The following is a 20,472-nucleotide window of genomic DNA, read 5'->3' as shown; positions in this document are numbered from 1 at the left end:
TATGTCTGACGATTATAAGGATGAATACCTATTAAGACTTGAAAAAAGTGATCTATATAAAGTTCTTAAAGAAAAATGTGATAAGAAAGATTCCGAAATAGTCACTTTGGTCAACAGTGGAATATCATATGCCTTCCAAAGAACAAAAACCATAGTAAAGCATATGGGTGAGTTCACCCTGCATGATGGAGATCATTTATTTAGAGTTCTAAACTTGATGGGAAAACTTATTCCTAAAGAAAGCATACAGAATTTGTCGATTCCAGAATTAGCAATTTTAATACTTAGTTCATTTTTTCATGATATAGGTATGGCTCCTGAAGAAAAAGAAATTTTAGCTTGGAAAAAGGTATTTGATTATGAACCTGAAGTTGAGGACAACGAAAAAAATGATTTTGAAAAATTTCATCGCTTTATTGTTGCTCGGCCTGAATCAAAAGAATTGATTACTGAACTAATAATTAAAGGAAAGCATTCTGAAGCTGAGATACAAAAAGCTTACTTAATAACTGAATACATACGAATCACACATGCTGAAAGAGCCAAAGATATTATAGCCAAAGACTGGAGCAATAGGATTGTATTTAGGGATGTAGATCTTACAATTGAATTTGCACAAATATGTTACAGTCACAACGAGAATGCCCTAACTTTACTTGACCTTGATCAAAATTATCTTTGTGGTGAAAACATATACTCTTGTTTACCACTCCTTGGTGTAATACTAAGATTAGCAGATATTCTAGATTTTGATGCTAAAAGAACTCCCCCAACTTTATTTTCTCACTTAAATGTTAGACACCCAATATCTATAAAAGAGTGGAATAAACATCGAGCAGTTCAAGCGTGGGAAATTAACTCTGATAAAATTCAATTCAATGCAAAATGTAAACACCCAGCGATTGAAGCTTCAATCCATGAGTTTTGTGATTTGATTGATCATGAGCTTAGTATTTGTAATAATATTCTGAGCACTTTGTATGATTCAAACCAAATAACGGATAGAAATATTAGTATTCGAATACCTTTTCAAGTAAACAGAGAAAAGATTCAAACTCAAAAAGACATTCACAATAAACCACTTTACATTTACCGAAATACCCAGTTTAACCTTAGTAAAAAACAGGTAATTGGTTTATTGATGGGAACCAAACTATACGGAAATCCTGAAGTAGCCCTTAGAGAGCTCTTACAAAATTCCATAGACGCTTGCCTTTTAAGGAAAGCACAAGAAGATAAATGGGGGAATTTATATGTCCCAGAAATAAGTGTAAAATATTACAAGGAAGAAGGAGATATAATTTTAGAAGTTGATGATAATGGAACAGGCATGGATCAATACATTATAGATAGCTACTATTCTAAAATAGGTTCATCTTTCTATAAATCGGCAGATTTCTATGATCTAAAATCTAAATCAAATGCGGATTTCACACCGACTTCAAGATTCGGAATAGGAATATTATCATGTTTTATGGTTGCGGACACATTGACTGTTGATACCAAAAGAGTTTATGCACCACATAAATCAAGTGATGCAATCAATATCACCGTTGAAGGACAAGAAAGTATTTTTTGGATTAAAGATGGATTAAGAGAAATACCCGGAACTACGACTAAATTGGTTTTAAGGAAAGAGAAAAATCCGTGGGATGAAATGTCAGAGAATGACTTCATAGAATCAATCGATAATGTAATTCCTAATCCTCCATTTCAAATAAATATTCATACTATTTCTGAGAAAAAAGTAAAGAATCAAAATAGCTTTTTAGAACAAACATCTACTTCACTAAAAGATAGAACTTGGAATTCTCATGACAATATTAGAATATTTGAAATAGAACTTAATAAAAAAGAATTAGGCATTATTGGTTCAGCTTCAATTGCAATACTTGAAAGTCAAGGTATTCCAAAAAAGAAAATCGAACTGAACTCAAGAGATATTGAAATTGAAGGTGAAATGTATACTCTAGAAAAAAAGATTACAATTTCAGAAAACTCCATATCAGAAACATCAAAAACAATTACCATTAATGATGAAGGAGAAATAGACGAATCTCATTCAAATTCCGAATTAGCAAAATCTAGATCCAAACTTTCTCTGCATGGGATTGAAGTACCAACCACATTGTTCCCTAATAGCTGGAATACAAAGAACAATCAGGTCAGAATATCATGGCCTTTTCCTCTTATTCTATTTATTGACATATGCGACCAAAGAGATTTAGATCTTAACTCACCTAGAACAGAAATTATAATGTCAGAAAAATGGGTTGATTTTGAAGAGGCAATTGCTTTTACTATATGTCAAAACATAGCGGACCAGGTAAGTAGTGAATACTGGACTTCTCTGCAAGAAATTTTTGAATCTGAGACAGAAAACAAAGTATTCTTAGCAGGATTAAGGCGAGTAAAAAAATAATGAAAGCACAGCAAAATGTATAGTGTATAGCACCACCCTGCGGGATGCTACGACACCATACAGGGAATGTTAGCCACAATCACCCCCCCCGTTGGCGCACACGTGTCGCATGTGTCTTGCCACTATCTTGCGATAAAACACAGCACTTAGCCTAACTACCATTTCATTCCTCATCACCCATCTCCAAAGCTCGTGCATGGGTAGGTCCATCTAAGCGAAAGCTTTGATCACCTGCAGGCAATTCCAATCCCCACTTCTTCATGACCGGGGCCTCCAATGATTTTTGTCTGTATTCATCAGGGGTCATGATTGGAATACCATAAATAATAGGGAAATAACGCTGCCAATCTGAGGAAGTCAAAAGTTCTTCAATAATTTCGTTCTCCTCCTGTCTAAAAATACCCTTTCAAACCCCATATTTTTGGTTCCATTGGTTCAGGTTGATTAATAGATTATGTCTTTTTTAGTCCCATTTTACGGGTTAATCTTCCTAAGTTTGCACTCCAATGTCAGCAAAAACAGTTTTAACCATAGGAATTTTAGCGCATGTAGATGCAGGAAAAACCTCATTGACAGAGTGCTTGCTGCACCATGCGGGTGCAACGAAAGCGCAAGGCAGTGTGGATAAAGGTTCTGCAATCACAGATGGCTTGGCACTGGAGAAAAGCAGAGGGATTTCCATCAAAGCGGCTTCCGTTAATTTCAGCTGGAAGCAAATACAATTCCAATTGGTCGATACCCCGGGCCATATTGATTTTGCGGCAGAAGTAGATCGGGCACTTTCCATTTTGGATGCGGTGATCTTAGTGGTTTCAGCAAAAGAAGGCGTTCAGGCGCATACTTTAAATTTGTGGGAAAGCCTGAAAGAGCGTAATCTGCCTGTCATCATTTTCTTTAATAAAATCGATCGAGATGGTGTATTCTCAGAACAGGTTTTTGCTGATTTTCAAAAAAAATTAGGCGCTAAACTTTTTGCTTTGAACCTTCCTGATTTATCGGATTCCAATCAAGTGCAAGTAGTGCCCTTTGAAGCTTGTAGCGATCTTGCAGATCATGTAATCCTTGATCATTCCCTGGAAAACTTAGCCGAATGTGATGAAGCTTTTCTGGAAAAATACCTGGAAGGAAATATTGGCGAAATGTCCACTATTTTGGCGCAAGCCTTGCCGCATATTCAAAACGGCAGTCTTCATCCTGTTCTTTTTGGAAGTGCTAAACTAGGGCTTGGGATTGATGAGTTATTAGATCAGTTGGAAAAGCTCATTCCTCCTCATCAAAATTATTTTTCTAATCCTGCTGCCAAGGTTTTTAAAGTCGAATTTCATGAAAAATTGGGAAGGCTCGCTTATATCAAATCTTATGGCGGTCTGCTAAAAACCAAAGACAGCATTCCGTCTCAAGAGATGGGCAAAGATATTAAGATCAACCAAATTTTTAAGGCAGAAGCTGGGGGATTGGAGCAAGTTTCCGAACTCCATCAGGGAGAAATTGGTTTGATCACGACTTCTGATATTATCCTGGCGGGAGATATTTTAGGCAATGAAAAACTCGCTGATTCCTATTCCAAAATCAGTAATGCCGTACTGGCGGTGGAGGTAAAAGCCGTAGAAGATAAAGATTATCAAAAGTTAGGAGAAGCATTAGAGATTCTTAATCTGGAAGATCCCATTTTAGATTTCAAATGGTTTAAGGAAGAAAGAGAGTTTCACTTAAAAATTCTGGGACCAATTCAAACGGAAGTTTTGAAAGACAGCCTGAGCCAAAGATGGGGCATAGAAGCTGAATTCCTTCCGCCAAAAGTTATTTATAAGGAAACGCCTTCTCAATCTGCCGAAGGCTATGTGCGCTACTGGATGCCGAAGCCTTGTTGGGCGATTATGACCTTCTTGATAGAACCAGGAGAAGCGAACAGTGGTGTGAGCTTTGAAAACAAAGTCCGCAGCAGCGATATCAGCCAAAAATACATCAATGAAGTAAAGCGCGCCATTCCGTGGACTTTAAAGCAAGGTTTGCATGGTTATGAAGTAACCGATATCAAGATCACTTTGATCAAAGGTGAAGAGCATAATGTGCACTCCAATCCGGGAGACTTTTTGTTAGCAACCCCTATGGGCGTAATGCGAGGATTGGAAAATGCAGGAACTGATCTGCTTGAGCCGATGTATGCCTTTGAAATCAAAGCCCACCAGGAATATCTTGGGGCGGTCTCCGGTGATTTAAGTCAAATGCGAGCTACTTTGGAAAGTCCGCTTTTTGATGGGGAATTTTTCATCTTAAAAGGTAGAGTTGCCGTAGCCGAAGCCATGGATTATGCCATTCAATTTAATGCCACCACCTCCGGCAAAGGCAGACTAAAATTCAGCCTGGATGGCTATGAAAAAACCACGCTTACCGATCAGAAGGTTCGTCCCTACAAAGGCGTTTCACCGCTTGATGAGTCACAATGGATTTTGCATATGCGCGGTGCTTTTAAGGCGGATGAACGGATGATGGGGTGAGATTTCCTTTATATTTTACCATAAGCACAAAAGCTGAGTTCCAGCGGAACGATCTTACGGTAACAGCATAAGGTAAAGAAGACCCAAGTTCCGTAGGAACGACCTTATGTGAGCTGTACGATCAAGTTACAGATTGAGCTACTATCTAATGATAAGGCCGCTCCTACGGAGCTATACTACAGCACCTTATCGTCTGTTACCATAATTCAGCCCCGATGGGGCTAAATTCAAGCACTTTGTTACATAAAAAGCAACCAAATAATCATTTTTGCTAATTTGACTACCTGCAAAACGGTAGGAGAGATTTCCTTCATGTTTTACGATTAGCCCAAAACCCTAAGTTCCAGCGGAACGACCCTATGGTAAAAGGATAAAGTAAGTAAAACTAAGTTCCGTAGGAACGACCTTATCTGAGTTAGATAAGCAAGGAGATGACTGTAGTCCATGATAAGATCGCTCCTACGGAGCTAGACTATAACCCATAGTTTTCGGTTACCATAAGTCCGCCCCAATGGGGCTAAAATTACATTTGCATATTATTAATTCCCCGCATGCTTTTTAGCTAATTTGAGGGCTTTTAAGGCGGATGATAAGATAAAATGTATACTTGCTCATTCGATTAGCTCATAAACCCAAGTTCCGTAGGAACGATCCTATGGTAACAGCATAATTAAAACAAACAAAAGTTCCGTAGGAACGACCTTATAAGAGAAGAATTAGTCAAAAGTTTTAAAAATTAAAATGTAATGATTAGTTTTTGAGTCCAAACAATTTCAATCATGGCCAATACCTATTCACAAATCAACATTCAATGTATATTCGCAGTAAAGGGACGAAAATATTTCTTGACCAAAGAGATACGAAAAGAATTGTTCCGATATATGTATGGCATTCTAAAAAATGACAATGCTTTCCCTTTAGCTATCAATGGTTGGAAAGATCACGTTCATGTATTTTTTGAACTATCCCCGAAAATGTCAATTGCAGACCATATGATGATGCTTAAATCCACTTCTTCAAAGTGGCTAAATGATAATTATTTTAATAATCGTGAATTTAGATGGCAAGAAGGTTATGGTGCTTTTTCTTACTCAAAATCACAACGGTCGAATGTAATTAATTACATAAAGAATCAAGAAGAGCATCATAGAACCATGAGTTTTAAAGAAGAATATTTGGGATTTCTTGAAAAGTTTGATGTTGATTATAATGAAAGCTATGTATTTGAATTTTATTGAGAGATTGTATGCGATAAGGTCGCTCCTACGGAGCTTGGGATTGGCTGACAGTTTTTCAGTTACCATAAGTAGACCCCTATGGGGCCATTAGCAAGCAAACTTTGGGCTTAGTTGGCACACTTTTATCGCTACCAAAGCTGTAAGTTTAAAAATAGAGCAATTACCACTTCAACTCAAAACAACCCCAACCCCAATCATCTCCAACAAATACAGATTATGATCAATGACCAAAATATCATTTTCTTTGCCTAATACCTTTAAAATATTAAACAACAAATCAATATCAGCATAATGTAAACCAGTGCTAGGTTCATCTAAAATATATAAGGTGTTTTTATTTGGCTTTTGTAGCCAGTTCAACAGCAATAATCTTTGCTTTTCTCCTGAAGAAAGGGATTGCACGGGCTGGTCTAAGCGGAGATGTGCCAAGCCGATTTCTTCTAGTTGGTTGATGAGTTGGATACTTTTTGCAGAAGACTTAAACTCGGCTAGCCAAGCTTTTAATTCCATTAAATTCATTGCCAATACATCTGCAATAGATGCCGATTGAACACTATACTTCAGAATATGCTTTTGATAGCGTTGCCCTTTGCAAACTTCACATTTTTCAATGGCATTGGCGGCTACATCTAAACTGGTTTCTACAAAACCTTTGCCTTTGCAGTTTGGGCACTGGCTGCTTTTGGTTTTATAGGAAAAATCCTGTGCTTTTAAGCCTGTTTCCTTTGCAAAAACTTTAGTAATGTCTTTTAGCAGATCTAAATAATCAACCAATAAGGTGGTAGCATATGTCCTTAGCTTTTTGGACTCAAAATAATGTACCTCTTCATATTTTTTAGGAAATTCAATGCCTTCACAATTTACAGGCTTGCCCTGTTGAATGCTCGGTATCAGGATGTCCTTCACTAAAGTAGTTTTCCCTATTCCTGATTTTCCTGAAATGGCGGTAATACCACCAACCGGTACTTCCAATTTATCTTTAGTGAGCGTATGTTTTGATAATTTACGGATAGCAATATGTTCCTTTCCATCTGAAAGTCGAACAGCTTTTGATGGAGCTTTTAAGAAGGGATGGCACTCTGCTTCTTTCAAAAAATCTTGAGGACTTCCTTGATAGTTAGTATATCCTCCTAATTTTCCGGCTTTTGGCCCGAGTTGCACTAGCTGATCTGCTGCCAAAATAATTTCTTTATTGTGTTCAATCACAATCACGGTATTTCCTTTTTCAATCAGCTGTTTCAGAATCTGGATCAAATCTGGGATGTTGTCATTAGACAAACCCGCAGAAGGTTCATCCAGCAAATAGGTGATGCCCTTTAGCGGACTATTCAACTGTTTGATCAATGCAACCCTTTGATTTTCCCCACCGGAAAGCGTGGTAGATTTTCGGTTCAGTTGGAGATGGTCAATATGTAATTGTTTCGCTTTCTCAATGGTATTGATTAGTAGCGGTTCAATTTTTTCAATTAGTTTTTGGCCTACTTCCTCCTGCTTTTCATTAGTGGACAGCCAATTTTCGAGACTTTTAAAATCCATTGATTTTATTTGGTGAATGGACTTTCCTGCAATTTGAAAAGTTAATCTTTCTGGCTTTAATCCGCTTCCCTGACAATGACTGCATTCAGCAGGAGCAAAAAGTGCGGTGAGATGTGCTATATTTTTATTCTTCCTAGTCTTATAATATTCAGCTTTTAAATATTGGAACAGTCCTTCCCACTTCATTTTGACAGCTTGCGTACCTTGATTGGTTTTGGTTTTATAGTGCCAATCAGTTGTCCAGACTTTATCACCAGCACCATGGAAAATTATATTCTTTTGTTGATCTGTCAGTTCATTAAATGGCGTTTCCAAGCTAAATCCATTTTCCTGACCTACCTCTTTTAAGATTGCCATATATTGACTGCCTGCCTGACCGTAATAGGCTAGTGCTTTATTATGCTCAAACAATCCATTAAAAATACTTTTATTCTCATCCATGACTATTTTAGCCAAATCAGGAAGTAATTCCTCTCCATAACCATCACAAACCGCACATTTTCCTAGTTCATGATTATTGGAAAAATGACTGGCGGATAATTCTTCTCCTTCATATTGCGCCTTTCTGGAAAAGGCAAATCGCAAGATTTTATCTATGCCCGTTTGCTTGGCGATATCGGAGCGTTCTGAAAAACTTTTTTCCTTGCGTGTGATGCAAATCGTAGGAGTCAAGCCTTTAATATGATCCACTTCAAACTGGAAATTTACTCCAACTCTCGACTGCTGATAACTTGAAAATTGTTTGGTCATTTCCTGCAGTCCGTATCCATGCAGTGTGTCGATTACCAATGAGGATTTACCTGTACCCGAAATTCCTGTGACGACAGATAATTGGTTTTTAGGGAAATCAATATCCAAATCTTTGAGATAGTGAGTTCTTGCGCCTTTTATGGAAATCTGGTCGGTTTTCTGGTCTGAAGATTCTTTCAAATTTACTGGTTCTGGTTTCAATGCATTATCCACCAACACATCACAATCTGATTGAAAAAGCGGATGATTTTCAAAGCAAATAATGCCTGCCGTTTGCTTTTTCAATTCATGCAAAGCGGCAAGTAGCTGTCTCACATTCTGCTGATGCAATCCAATACTAGGTTCTTCCAGTAATAAAAGGGTCTTTTTTGATGGTTTTGCGAAATGCTTAGTCAATTTTATGCGTTGCGCTTCCCCGCCTGATAAAGTATTGGAGGGTTGCCCCAATTTGATATACCCAAGTCCCAATTGCAGCATTAAAGACAGAATGGAAGTAATTTGCTTTTCATCTGAAAAGAATTCAAAAGCTTCTTCTATACTTAGGTTATAGATATCCGCAATGTTTTTATTATTCCAATGAACACGAAGTACCTCAGGCTTAAAGCGCTTTCCATTACAGACCGGGCAAATCTGATTAATCGAGCCCATCACATTCATGGAAAGTGTAATGACACCGGCTCCCTCACAGTTTTCGCATCTGCCGCTTTTATTATTAAAAGAAAATGCTCCTTTTGCCAATTTCAAGGATTTTGCCTCGGGCGTTTTCGCTAAAAGATCACGTATTATATCTGCCAAACCTGTATAAGTCGAAGGATTGCTTCGAGGCGTTTTGCCAATGGGTTGATCCGATACCGTGACAAGGCTCAATTCCTCTTTTGCACAAAAACTACTGATGTTTTCAACAAATTGAGGAGTCTTTCTGCTCACCACCGTCAGGCTTTTTGGCTTGGGTTGAAAAGTATTGGGAGATTCTTTTTTAGGCTGCTTAATAGATGCTGTTTTGGCAGCTTTCAATTCCTTTAAGGTTGGGCTTGAAATATTTTTCGCCTTTAAAAAATCTTTAATCGGCCCATTAAAAACAATCTCACCACCATGTACACCCGCTTCCGGTCCTAATTCTATTATCCAATCTGCAGACTGGATAAAATTGAGGTCATGCTCCACTACCATTACAGTATTCCCTCGGCTAATCAATCGCTTTAAGATATGGCGCAAATAGAGTTGGTATTCTTCCGATAAACCAATGGAAGGTTCATCAAAAACATATAAAATCCCTTGAAGACTGCTATTTACTTGCTTGATTAATTTGATTCGCTGTGCATCACCGGAGGAAATATCAGTACTTGGTGTACTTAACTGATATTCTCCCATTCCCAATCGATTCAAATCATGCAATTGAGTACAAATCTTATCAACCAATACTTTTTCTCCCGCTGATAAGTCTTGATTTTTCAATTGATCATATAAATCATGCAGTGGAATCTCCATCCATTCATGAAAATTCAATCCTTTCCATTGGAACTTTAGGTGATCAGATTTAATCCTTGCTCCCTTGCAATCGGGACAAATTTCAGAGCTGACAAATTTGAGGATGTTTTTATTTCTATCTCTTTTCAGGATGTCTTTCATAACTGAGAGAATTCCTTGATAAAAATGCTCTTCTCGGGGCTTTGCTTTAAAGCCTTCCCACCTCAATCGGGACTCTAAATCATGTTTTCCGTAAAACACTTTAATGCGATCACTTCCATTTAAAATCACATTTTTTTGCTCATCTGTGAGATCTTTCCAGGGAATGTCCACACTAAATCCGTGCGCTTTACATACTTTATTGAGCTCTTCCACTGTGACTTGAGAATAAACAATGTAGCCAGTGGGCAAGGTTGTGACAATCGCGCCTTCCCTTAAGGTTTTGTTTTCATCTGCAATCAGTTTATTAAGGTCAATATATTCCGCTTGACCAATTCCGTGACATCGCTCGCAGGCCCTTTTGGGTGGTTGAAAGAAAAGAGGGATTTGCTCATGGTTTCTTTAGCAGAATAGCGAGCAAATAGAATTCTGAAGATAGCCGCCAGTTCGGAGAGCGTACCAAAAGTAGCATTAATAGACTGAAATCGTTTTGATTGTTCCACCTTGACTACGGGAGGTAAGTCCTGTATGTCATCCACCTCCGCAGTGGGTATTAATTGCGCATTTTGTTGTCCATAAGCAGGCAGGCTTTCCAAAAAATAGCGGTATCCTTCATTTGCAATCACGCCCATTGCCAAAGAGGATTTTCCTGATCCCGACAAACCAGTCACCACAATCAATTGGTTTTCGGGTATTGTTAAAGAAATGTTTTTGAGATTGTTTTGGTGGGCGTTTTTGATGCGCATTTGATTTAATTTGGTAAAGATCATGTGGCAGAGACGAGATGCATTGCGTCTTTACAGGCATTGTGTCTCCACAAATTTTTACGAAATTACAATTTAAGAGTCTTTCAACAAAAGAAGGTGTTTTATTCAATTTTAAATCGAACGGAAATTTTCTTGCTTGAAGCCACGGGGGTATCTCCCTTTTTAGCAGGTTCCCATTTTGGGCCTTCCATGATTAAACGGATTGCCTCTTCATCACAGCCATCTCCTAGTTCTTTTAGTACCTCTACCTCCGTAATATTACCAGTGGCATTAATACTTAATTTTAATCTGACTCTTCCTTCCGTTCCTGCCTCTAGTGCTTTTAGAGGATATCTTAAATTATCTGTGAGATAATCACGGTAAGAAGAAAAACCGATGCTGGGTCTTGCTGCACTATAGGTATTGTCTTCTTCTTTTTCTTGGCCGACACTTGTAACTACGACTTCGCTTAGTTGAGCAACATCAGAGTTTAGAAATATTTTATTATCCTTCTCTTCACTTACAACAAACTCTTGCTGTTCCATGCCTATAAAATTCACGATGAGTACATCGTTTAAATTTGCTGCAATCTCAAAGGAACCATCAAGATCGGTACTAGTGGCTATGGAAGTACCCTTGACTATTACATTAGCTCCTGGAATAGCCTCTCCCGTTTCAGCATCTAGCACTTCTCCTGAAATCCTTTGGGAGACAGCAACTTTTCTCTTATCTGCTTGATCCGTTTGCTCATTAGTGGGAGCAATAGAAGATGCCAATTCATTGGCCTTTTTACTTCTTGCTACGGAAGACTTGTTTTGATCGGCCTCAATTCCTGCTACTTTTTCCACAATCGAGTCCTTACTTAACTCTTGAAAGCTGTCTTCATAAGGAACAGTATTCTCTGAAACAATTAAATCCTCTTCAATACTGATCGGTTCATTTTGAGCAATGCGTTCAGCATCTTCGACTATTTTGATAGGCACTTCTATTTGTTTCTTACTTTCAGAATCGTTGCTTTGGGCAATTGGAAGATTCTCCGTTTCCTCTTCTATTTTCTCAGCTTGTAAAGCGGTGGGCGGGTTTGTAGGGCTTTCATTCTTTTCAAATTTTATGGCCTCTTCAGATTTAATAGCTAAGGGAGTAAATGATGTATCTTGCTGAAAAAAATTGATAATGAGTACGCTAGAAATAATAAGCAATAAGAAGACGGCAGCATAAGGCAATGCCTTTCTCCACAAAGGAATTATTTTTTGTTCTTGCTTAGGATTAGTTCTAGCCTGCAACTTGGCCTTAAGGTTTGGCAAATCATGTAGCGCATCTGGATTTTCCAAATACCCTTCCATGGCCTCTGCCTCAAAAGGATGATTCAGCAAATATTTTTCAACTTGATGCTGCTCTTCAGGGCTTAAAGTGCCATCAAGATAGGCTTGCATTTTTTCTATCCTGAGGTCTCGAATAGGGTCACTATGGTTTTTATCTTTCTTCACCTTGTTCCATGCACTGTTTTAAATTTCGTTTCGCATTTTGTATGTAGCTTTTCACTTTCTTTAATTCGTAAGAGGTACTATCCGTAATCTCCTGATAACTCTTTTTGTCCAAGTAAAACAATTCCACACATCGCTTTTGTTCTTTTTTTAATTGCGCGATACATGCAGTCAATCTTTCCAGATTATCTTCCTGAACAGCATAGTCTTCTTCATGATGCTTCCATTGCCCATTTTCCATAAGCTCAAGGTCTGAAAAATCAAAATTATCCGTTTTTTGACGTTTTTGCTTTCTCAATTCCATTAAACAATGATTTTTGGATAGGACGTAAAGCCAACTTTTAAAGTTCTCTACTTCATGCTTGGGAAGTTTTATCACTAATTCTTCAAAAATAGCCATCACAGCATCCTGGGCTAAATCCTTGTCTTTCAAATATTTTAGACAAACTCCATAAACCAGATGCATATAAGGTTGATATAACTTGCCCAACAGATCAAGATCCTGAGTTTCTCGGAATTGTTCAAGCAATAGTTTTTCTTCTTGTATGTCGTTTTTATCTGTCACTCAATGCTTCTGTGGAAGTTGCTAAGTTAATTTTTTATACGTCAATAAAATACAGAAAACTGAAATTCTGAGTTTAATTCAATAGCAACTTGCAAAGTTTAAATTATTCATATCCACTTGATTTATAGTGTTATATATGACTATTTGATTGCACATTGCCTCTAGTTTCTTTTCAAAAAATAAAAAACTGAAAATAATTTTATGGAATTTATGGAGTGGCTGCATCCTGTCTATAAAAATGTTTCACATAAAATTATCGATTATGAAAAAGTTAATGGATGCAATAAGAATAAGTAGTCTGATTTTGATCAGCTCTGCTATGTTAGCCGCACAATCAATCACTATCAGTGGGAAAGTCACCGATTTCGATAGTGGCGAGGATTTACCAGGTGTAAATGTATTATTGAAAGGTACTTCCACTGGGGTAACTACTGATTTAAATGGAGAATATTCAATCGAAGTGCCTTCTCTAAAGGGTGTTTTAGTTTTTAGCTACATTGGAATGGAGAAAAAGGAAGTGCCTATAAAAGGACGAAGTGTAATTGATGTGCAATTGAAAGCTGATGTTGCCCAATTATCAGAAGTGGTAGTCACTGGTAGTCCTGTTCGGAATTTTTTCTCACAAAGAAAAGCGGCAAGCTATGAGGTTGATCAAGTTTATTTCATGGAAGATGCTGAATCATCCTATCATCAGCCTAACACCGAGGATTACGAAGGTCTTGATGAAAATACTTTTCAGGAAGCTACCCAAAATCCACTGTCCACTTTTTCCATAGATGTAGATGCTGCTTCTTACTCTAACATGAGAAGATTTATCAACAATGGCCAAAACCCTCCTATAGATGCAGTGAGGATAGAGGAAATGATTAATTACTTCAATTATGACTACAAGCAACCAACTGGTCAAGATCCTTTTTCGATCAACACCGAAATAGCTCCAGCCCCTTGGAATGAAAAACATCAACTCGTACATATTGGCTTGCAAGGCAAGGTTATCCCCACAGAAAATTTGCCTGCTTCCAATCTGGTCTTTCTCTTAGATGTGTCAGGTTCTATGTTTGCACAAAATAAACTGCCCTTACTGAAATCAGGCCTGAAAATGTTGGTGGATCAGCTACGAGATGAGGATAAGGTTTCTATTGTGGTGTATGCCGGTGCCGCAGGATGTGTGCTTCCCCCTACTTCAGGCAAAGAAAAAGACAAAATCATTGAAGCGCTACAAAACCTACAGGCAGGGGGTTCTACTGCCGGTGGAGCGGGCATAGAACTAGCCTATAAAATCGCCAAAGAAAATTTCATGAAAGAAGGCAACAACCGCATCATTTTAGCCACTGATGGTGACTTTAATGTGGGGCCAAGTTCAAATGAAGCCATGGAAGATTTGATTGAGAAGAAAAGAAAAGAAGGTGTCTTTCTTACAGTTTTAGGCTTTGGAGTGGGTAACTACAAGGATTCAAAAATGGAAATATTAGCTGATAAAGGAAATGGCAATTATGCTTATATCGACAATATTTTAGAAGCGAAAAAAGTGTTGGTAAACGAATTTGGCGGTACACTTTTTACCATTGCCAAAGATGTTAAAATACAAGTAGAGTTCAACCCGGCCAACGTTACAGCCTATCGATTAATTGGCTACGAGAATAGAAAGCTCAATAATGAGGATTTTAATAATGATAAAAAAGATGCAGGGGAGCTAGGCTCCGGTCATACGGTTACCGCTTTATATGAAATTATCCCTAAAGGTGTGGATAGTTATTTCAAACCTATTGATGATTTAAAGTATCAGAAAAATGAGCCAAAGACAGAAAAGCTGACTTATGGTGATGAGCTACTTACCGTAAAATTCAGATACAAAGCTCCGGATGAGGAGGTGAGCCAGTTAATTGTAAAAACGGTAGAAAATTCCATTAAAGCACTTGATAAAACTTCTGATAACTTTCGATGGTCGGCCGCTGTGGCTACTTATGGGATGCTTTTAAAGGATTCTGATTATCTTGAAAAAGGGGATTATAAGCTAGTGACAGATTTAGCCAAAAGTGCAAAAGGACAAGATGAAAATGGTTATAGAATAGAATTCATCAAGCTGGTAGAGTCCAGCAGTATGATGGCTAAGAATTAGTTGTTAAAGGAATAGTTAAATCAATGTTTTTTAGGTTGTATTGGTGGGCGTTTGTGATGTGTATTAGATTCGATTCTATGTTGTGATAATTTTAAAAATTGTAATTATTAATATATATTCAATGTATGATCGTAGAGACGCCATGCATTGTGGAGACGCCATGCATGGCGTCTCTGCCTCAAAATTACAATTTAATTTATAGATGTAACAAACGATTCAACCATGCCCGACAAATTCAAAGACAAATACCGCATAGAATCTGCGCGATTACAAAATTGGGATTACGGCAGCAATGCAAAATATTTTGTAACCATTTGTACAAAAAATAGAGAATGTTTTTTCGGTAAAATTAGAAACGGGGAAATGTTTTTAAATGATTTAGGAAAAATTGTTGAATCAGAATGGGAAAAAACATTTGAATTGCGACCTGATATGAATTTGTTTATGGGCGAATATGTGGTGATGCCCAATCATTTTCATGGTATTATTGGGATTGGGGATAATGAATATAATACGGTAGGGACGGATCGTGGTACGATCCGTGGTAGAGACGCGATGCATCGCGTCTCTACGGTAACCACAACCACCACCGATAATAATCCACGCACCACCCCACCAAAAAACCAATTCGGACCACAATCAAAAAATTTGGGATCCATTATGCGGGGTTTTAAATCGGCCGTAACCGTTGGGGCACGATTAATTAATCCTGATTTTGGATGGCAGGGGCGTTTTCATGATCATATAATCCGTGATCGTCAATCATTTATTCGCATTTCAGAATACATAAAAAATAATCCAAGGAATTGGCGGGGGGATACATTTAATGATTTGTAGAGACGCAATGCATGTGGAGACGCGATGCATCGCGTCTTTACCAATTTTTGCATTCCCCCTTATTGTTTTACTTTTGTGCACCTAAAAACAAATTAGGACAACATCTATTTATAACACGAGTATTATACGGAAACATCTAATAGCAAAAGAAGATAATGAACGATAGCAAAGCCCTGAATTATATAGATAATGTAGTAAAGAATGTTCCATCAGATTGGTTGAAATTAACCACCCACAGATTGGATATTTATAAGGAAGATTTAGCCAAAACAGAATTCTTGGAATGTTTTGAAAAGCTATATGTTCAGGAGGATGCAGATACTTCCAAACTAAGTGAGCTGCCAACAGCTTATGATTATATTCGATTAGGTCATCCTTTATCTTCCGTATTGGAATGGGGAATTGCAAAACTTAACAACCTAAAAGCTGATCAGGTCATCAGTTTTTCTTCCAGAACAGTTCCCATTTTGGCGGTACTAAGAAAAAATCTTTTCGATAAAAAGAAAACACTAATTGCTTATACAGGTGAATTACCTTCTTATTTTGATTTGGAAACGGTAAAATCTGTTTATAACTACAATTTTGAATTAAAGCAAGTTGAAAATATAGAAGATATTTCTGCATTTGACGGTAGCACTATTTTTATTTCACAAAATGATGAAATAGGGAAAGTAACGCTCAACGAAAACATTAATTTTTATCTCAGTATCCATAGCGAACTAGGAAGTATTTTATTGGTGAATGGAGAACAAAATGAAGCTTACATTTCTGCTATCCAGCATGTGCGAAGAAGAGAAACAATTAGCATGACTCCTCAAAACTGTTATGCTGCTTTGCAATTATTGCAAGGTCAAACACCGCCTATGCATGATAAGGCTAAGTTCGATTCAGATAAAGCTTCCGTTTTAGACTCCATTAAAAAAATCACTGCTGCGGATACAAAAGCTTTATTGGGTAATTGTGGGCTCTCTATTCAATATGCCATCATGATGGGTTTGGTTGAGGAAGCATTGCAAAATCATCCAGGAAAAGGAATCAAAATTATAGTTCCTCCTAATTGCTATGGTGGAACAAATGACCAAGCTAGAAGAGTAGCGGCATGTATTCCTAATGTGGAAATCTTGGACCTTCCAGTAGATGGCGATAATGATATGGTGCAAAGCACGGATAAAGTCTTAGATCGTGTAGCGCAAGAAAATGCAGTTCCTTATATCATTGCGGAAATTCCAACAAACCCAAGAGTGGAAGTTCCAGATATGGAGCAATTAAGAGCCGCACTTAGTAAAGAGCGAAAAACTCCATCTGGTGAAAAGGCAATTGATCCGGTATTCATTTTAGATCAAACCTTTTGTCCGAACATTCAATTTTTAAGCGAAGATGGGATTCTTTCGGACATCCGTGTGATTTCTTATGTAAGCGGATCTAAGTTTCCAAGTGGTGGAAAATGCACGGCAGGTTATGTTTCATCAAATCAAAAAGCATCTGATTTGATGAGAAATATAGAAAAGCATTTAATCCTTTGCGATAATGAAGCTACCGATCTGCAAACTGAAATATTAGCTGAGCAACTGCCTTCTATGAACCAAAGAATTGCGGATGCTTATAAAAACACAAGGGAATTTGTAAATCATATCAAAGAGGTTTTGCCTACAGCCAAAATCAATTTCGTTTCAGAAGAATTAGCAGAGCAAGATTTTACGCCTTCAGTCTTTTCATTGGATCTTCCTACCAAAGGAAATACAGATGAAGAAAGAGAAAACTATAAAAGAGCTTTAAATCTCAAGTTGATTAATATGATGATCACGGAAATTCCTGAGGAAAGTAAATACTGTGTGAGTTATGGTCAGCTAAAAGGATGTTACTGGACGATTCCTGCAACTTCCACACAAGGAACTACCAAAGAATCTGATAAGGATTATATTGCAAGGGTATCCGTATCTCCTGATTTGGATTTGGAGCACCATAAGAAAGTGTTTTCGGATTTTGTGGAAAGTATTTAATATCGAGTGTGATTGCAACACTCCGCCTAGACTCAAATTTATTAGTTGAAGTAAATTCCCTTCAAGATTATTTCGCATTTGCGAAAAAACTTTTGTTTACTTTTGCCTCTTGTCCCGATGAATACGGGACAAGTCGTGGTAAAGAGTAGATTTTGCTTTTCTTATTAACAGTTGCATATTACTACCACAAAAGTAACAATAGAACACAAAGAAAAATAACCAAGGTTATTTTTTAGGATTACAATGAACGATGTGACATCAAAGCTTAAGTTAATACAATTGAGTCGTTGGCTAAGAAGCCTGAATTTTTAACTCATCAAATACCAGAACATCTTAATTATCAGTTCTTATATTTGAAAACATAATTCAATGGATTAAAAGGATCATGCTCAAATCAGTCTCTGTAATTTTATTTATTTTGTTTTCATGGGGTCTCTCTGCTCAGGATATCCCTATGGGAAGCTGGAGAAATCATGCAGATTATTCCACTGCCCAGAAAACTGTAGTTTTTGACAATAAAGTGTTTTGCGCCACTAATAACGGGCTTTTTTATTTTGATACAGAAGATGGAAGTCTTAATACTTTGAGCACAACTGATGGGTTAAGCAGCATCAAGATCAGCATGTTAGAAACAGTTAACGACATATTGTTAATTGGCTATGAAGATGGCTTGATGGATGTAATGGATGAAGAACTTAACATCACCACTTTTGAGGATGTTTTCCAATCTGAATTAAGAGGCGATAAGAAAATAAATGAGGTGGTAATTGTGGAGGATGTCATCTACTTGGCTACAGATTTTGGTGTTGTTTTATACAATGCAGATGAAAATGAACTCATAGACGCTTTTCTTGATTTGGGAGAAGATGGTGAAAGAATTGCGATTAATGGAATTAGCTCTGATAATGAAAAACTGTACCTGAGTACAGCTGAAGGATTATTGACAGGAAATTTATCAGGGAATATAAATCTTAAAGATTTTCAAAATTGGGATAGAGATTCTATTGAGGGGGAAGGAACAGCACTTTTGAAAACATTTTTTCATGAGGGGATTCTTTATGGCTTGGCAAATAATGACAGTATTTATCAGTTTCAAAATAATGAGTGGCTAAGAATTTTTGGAACAAACGAGCCTATTCAACAATTTAAAGCAGTTAATAATCAATTATATCTTTCATCTTCCAATCAGCTATTTCAGTTGAATGAAAACACTTTTGAATTAGCATTCACAGTGGAAGGTGAAAATCAAATCAATGATTTTAATTTTATTGAAAACCAGTTTTTTCTTGCAGAAGCAACTTCAGGATTAATCCGCTTTCAGGAAGGAGCAACTGAGACTTTAACACCCCAAGGACCAAAAGGCAAAACTCAAAGTCTTCATCAGATTGAGCAGTTCACTTTTTATTTGGCGGAAAACCTTGGAGGCTTTTCTTATTTTGAAAATGGTAGATGGAGCTATACAGCTAAAGATTCAGATGGGCAAGATTTACCTCTTTTCAAAGATGTGGCCTTAGATCTTATTTCAGGAAACGGAATTTTCCTTAGCGAAACAGATGGATTGTTTAGTTGGGATACGGAAAATATTAGCCCTTTAAATTTAGGGGATTCCATCATAAGCGAATGGGTTAGTTTAGCTGAAAGTCCGCAAGGGGGCTATTGGGCTTTGATAAAAACAGAGAATAATTTATACGCACTTTTCAATCCTGAAACGGAAGATGTGGAGGTAATGAATTTAGCAGCCAATAGTATAGTAAATGATTATTTGATAGTCCCAAATGGCGACCATTATCTGGCCACCAATTCAGGTATATTTGTTTTTAATCCTGAAATCGGTGAAGAAAGAAGGCTGAACACCATTTTAGGTAATGGTAATCTTCCCAATAATCAAATTAAGGACTTGGCCATTGATTTAAGTGGGCAATTATGGATAGCTACTGAAAGTGGAGTTGCTTTTTTCAATCGCTTTCAAGGGGTATTGGAAGAAGAAAATGTGGATGCCTCTCAACCGATATTTGAAGGCTTTTTCCTTTTCGATGGAATTCCAGTAAACCATATTACTGTAGATGGTGGCAATAGAAAATGGATGAGCACCCGAGATGGCTTGTGGCTTTTTGATGAAAATATTGAACGAAATATTTTGCATTTGAGAAGGTCAAACAGCCCGATTGTGAATAATGATATCCAGCAAATGGTAGTCAATCCATTAAATGGAGAGCTTTTCCTGAGTTCATCATCTCAATTTCTTTCTTACAGAACAGATGCTACTCGCTCAGGCGCAGTGCATACAGATGTGGAAATATTTCCAAATCCTGTCAGGCTATCAGCTGATAATACGGTAACGATAAGAGGCTTGGCTTATAATAATGAAGTGATGATTACGGACATAGCAGGGAATCTAATCCATAAAGGAAAGGCCAATGGGGGAATATTTTCTTGGGACTTGGGTAACTATTCAGGTTTTAGAGCCAAAAGCGGAGTTTATTTGGTTTTTTCCATCAATGCAGATGGATCTGAAACTTACCAAACCAAATTTGCTGTGCTTCCTTGAATTAAATCTATGTGTTTACATTGAATGCCGAAAAATAACCAAGGTTATTTTCTTTTGTGTTCTTTTGATTCCTTCCCAATGAATACGGGACAAGTCGTGGTGG

At 37.4% G+C, this 20,472-nt stretch carries 12 protein-coding genes; 7 read left to right on the top strand and 5 right to left on the bottom strand.

Annotated elements, in window-relative coordinates; genetic code table 11:
* Position 1 precedes the first annotated feature (1 nt).
* Complete coding sequence (locus ABWH96_RS00750) at positions 2-2,422, top strand: ATP-binding protein (protein WP_375579638.1); 2,421 nt, start codon at positions 2-4, stop codon at positions 2,420-2,422.
* Between the two features lie 163 nt (positions 2,423-2,585).
* On the opposite strand, the gene ABWH96_RS00745 is transcribed toward ABWH96_RS00750, so the two are convergent.
* Positions 2,586-2,783, bottom strand: a complete 198-nt coding sequence (locus tag ABWH96_RS00745; protein ID WP_375579637.1) for a hypothetical protein — start codon at positions 2,781-2,783, stop codon at positions 2,586-2,588.
* Positions 2,784-2,928: 145 nt separating this feature from the next.
* Between ABWH96_RS00745 and ABWH96_RS00740 the strand changes: the two genes are divergently transcribed.
* Both ABWH96_RS00740 and tnpA read left to right on the top strand, forming a co-directional pair.
* Positions 2,929-4,920: a GTP-binding protein gene (locus ABWH96_RS00740; protein ID WP_375579636.1), complete on the top strand. Its 1,992-nt coding sequence runs from the start codon at positions 2,929-2,931 to the stop codon at positions 4,918-4,920.
* 779 nt (positions 4,921-5,699) lie between these two features.
* Positions 5,700-6,158 (top strand): IS200/IS605 family transposase, encoded by a 459-nt coding sequence (tnpA, locus tag ABWH96_RS00735; protein WP_375579635.1) that lies wholly within the window; start codon positions 5,700-5,702, stop codon positions 6,156-6,158.
* Between the two features lie 168 nt (positions 6,159-6,326).
* Here the strand turns inward: tnpA and ABWH96_RS00730 are convergent, their stop codons facing one another.
* The 4 genes from ABWH96_RS00730 to ABWH96_RS00715 form a co-directional block, all read right to left on the bottom strand.
* The gene (locus tag ABWH96_RS00730; protein WP_375581502.1) at positions 6,327-10,334 is read right to left on the bottom strand and encodes an ATP-binding cassette domain-containing protein; all 4,008 of its coding nucleotides are present in this window, start codon (positions 10,332-10,334) and stop codon (positions 6,327-6,329) included.
* Positions 10,335-10,369: 35 nt separating this feature from the next.
* On the bottom strand, positions 10,370-10,816 hold the full coding sequence (locus tag ABWH96_RS00725) for a hypothetical protein (RefSeq protein ID WP_375579634.1): 447 nt from the start codon (positions 10,814-10,816) through the stop codon (positions 10,370-10,372).
* 122 nt (positions 10,817-10,938) lie between these two features.
* Positions 10,939-12,303: a TonB family protein gene (locus tag ABWH96_RS00720; protein ID WP_375579633.1), complete on the bottom strand. Its 1,365-nt coding sequence runs from the start codon at positions 12,301-12,303 to the stop codon at positions 10,939-10,941.
* Complete coding sequence (locus tag ABWH96_RS00715) at positions 12,290-12,865, bottom strand: RNA polymerase sigma factor (RefSeq protein ID WP_375579632.1); 576 nt, start codon at positions 12,863-12,865, stop codon at positions 12,290-12,292. The genes ABWH96_RS00720 and ABWH96_RS00715 overlap by 14 nt, the downstream gene beginning before the upstream one ends.
* 262 nt (positions 12,866-13,127) lie before the next feature.
* On the opposite strand from ABWH96_RS00715, the gene ABWH96_RS00710 reads away from it, so the two are divergent.
* From ABWH96_RS00710 to ABWH96_RS00695, 4 genes are all read left to right on the top strand, one after another.
* Positions 13,128-14,984 (top strand): von Willebrand factor type A domain-containing protein, encoded by a 1,857-nt coding sequence (locus ABWH96_RS00710; protein WP_375579631.1) that lies wholly within the window; start codon positions 13,128-13,130, stop codon positions 14,982-14,984.
* A gap of 222 nt (positions 14,985-15,206) precedes the next feature.
* Positions 15,207-15,821 carry a transposase gene (locus tag ABWH96_RS00705; RefSeq protein ID WP_375579630.1) on the top strand — a complete coding sequence of 205 codons (615 nt, stop codon included), beginning with the start codon at positions 15,207-15,209 and terminating at the stop codon, positions 15,819-15,821.
* Positions 15,822-15,976: 155 nt separating this feature from the next.
* Complete coding sequence (locus ABWH96_RS00700) at positions 15,977-17,821, top strand: cystathionine beta-synthase (protein WP_375579629.1); 1,845 nt, start codon at positions 15,977-15,979, stop codon at positions 17,819-17,821.
* A gap of 385 nt (positions 17,822-18,206) precedes the next feature.
* The gene (locus ABWH96_RS00695; protein ID WP_375579628.1) at positions 18,207-20,369 is read left to right on the top strand and encodes a hypothetical protein; all 2,163 of its coding nucleotides are present in this window, start codon (positions 18,207-18,209) and stop codon (positions 20,367-20,369) included.
* Positions 20,370-20,472: the final 103 nt, after the last annotated feature.

Source organism: Marivirga tractuosa (assembly GCF_042140215.1).
Classification (GTDB): Bacteria; Bacteroidota; Bacteroidia; order Cytophagales; family Cyclobacteriaceae; genus Marivirga; species Marivirga tractuosa_A.
The sequence above is the reverse complement of the archived record's forward strand: the minus strand, read 5'-3'. Positions and strand labels throughout refer to the sequence as shown.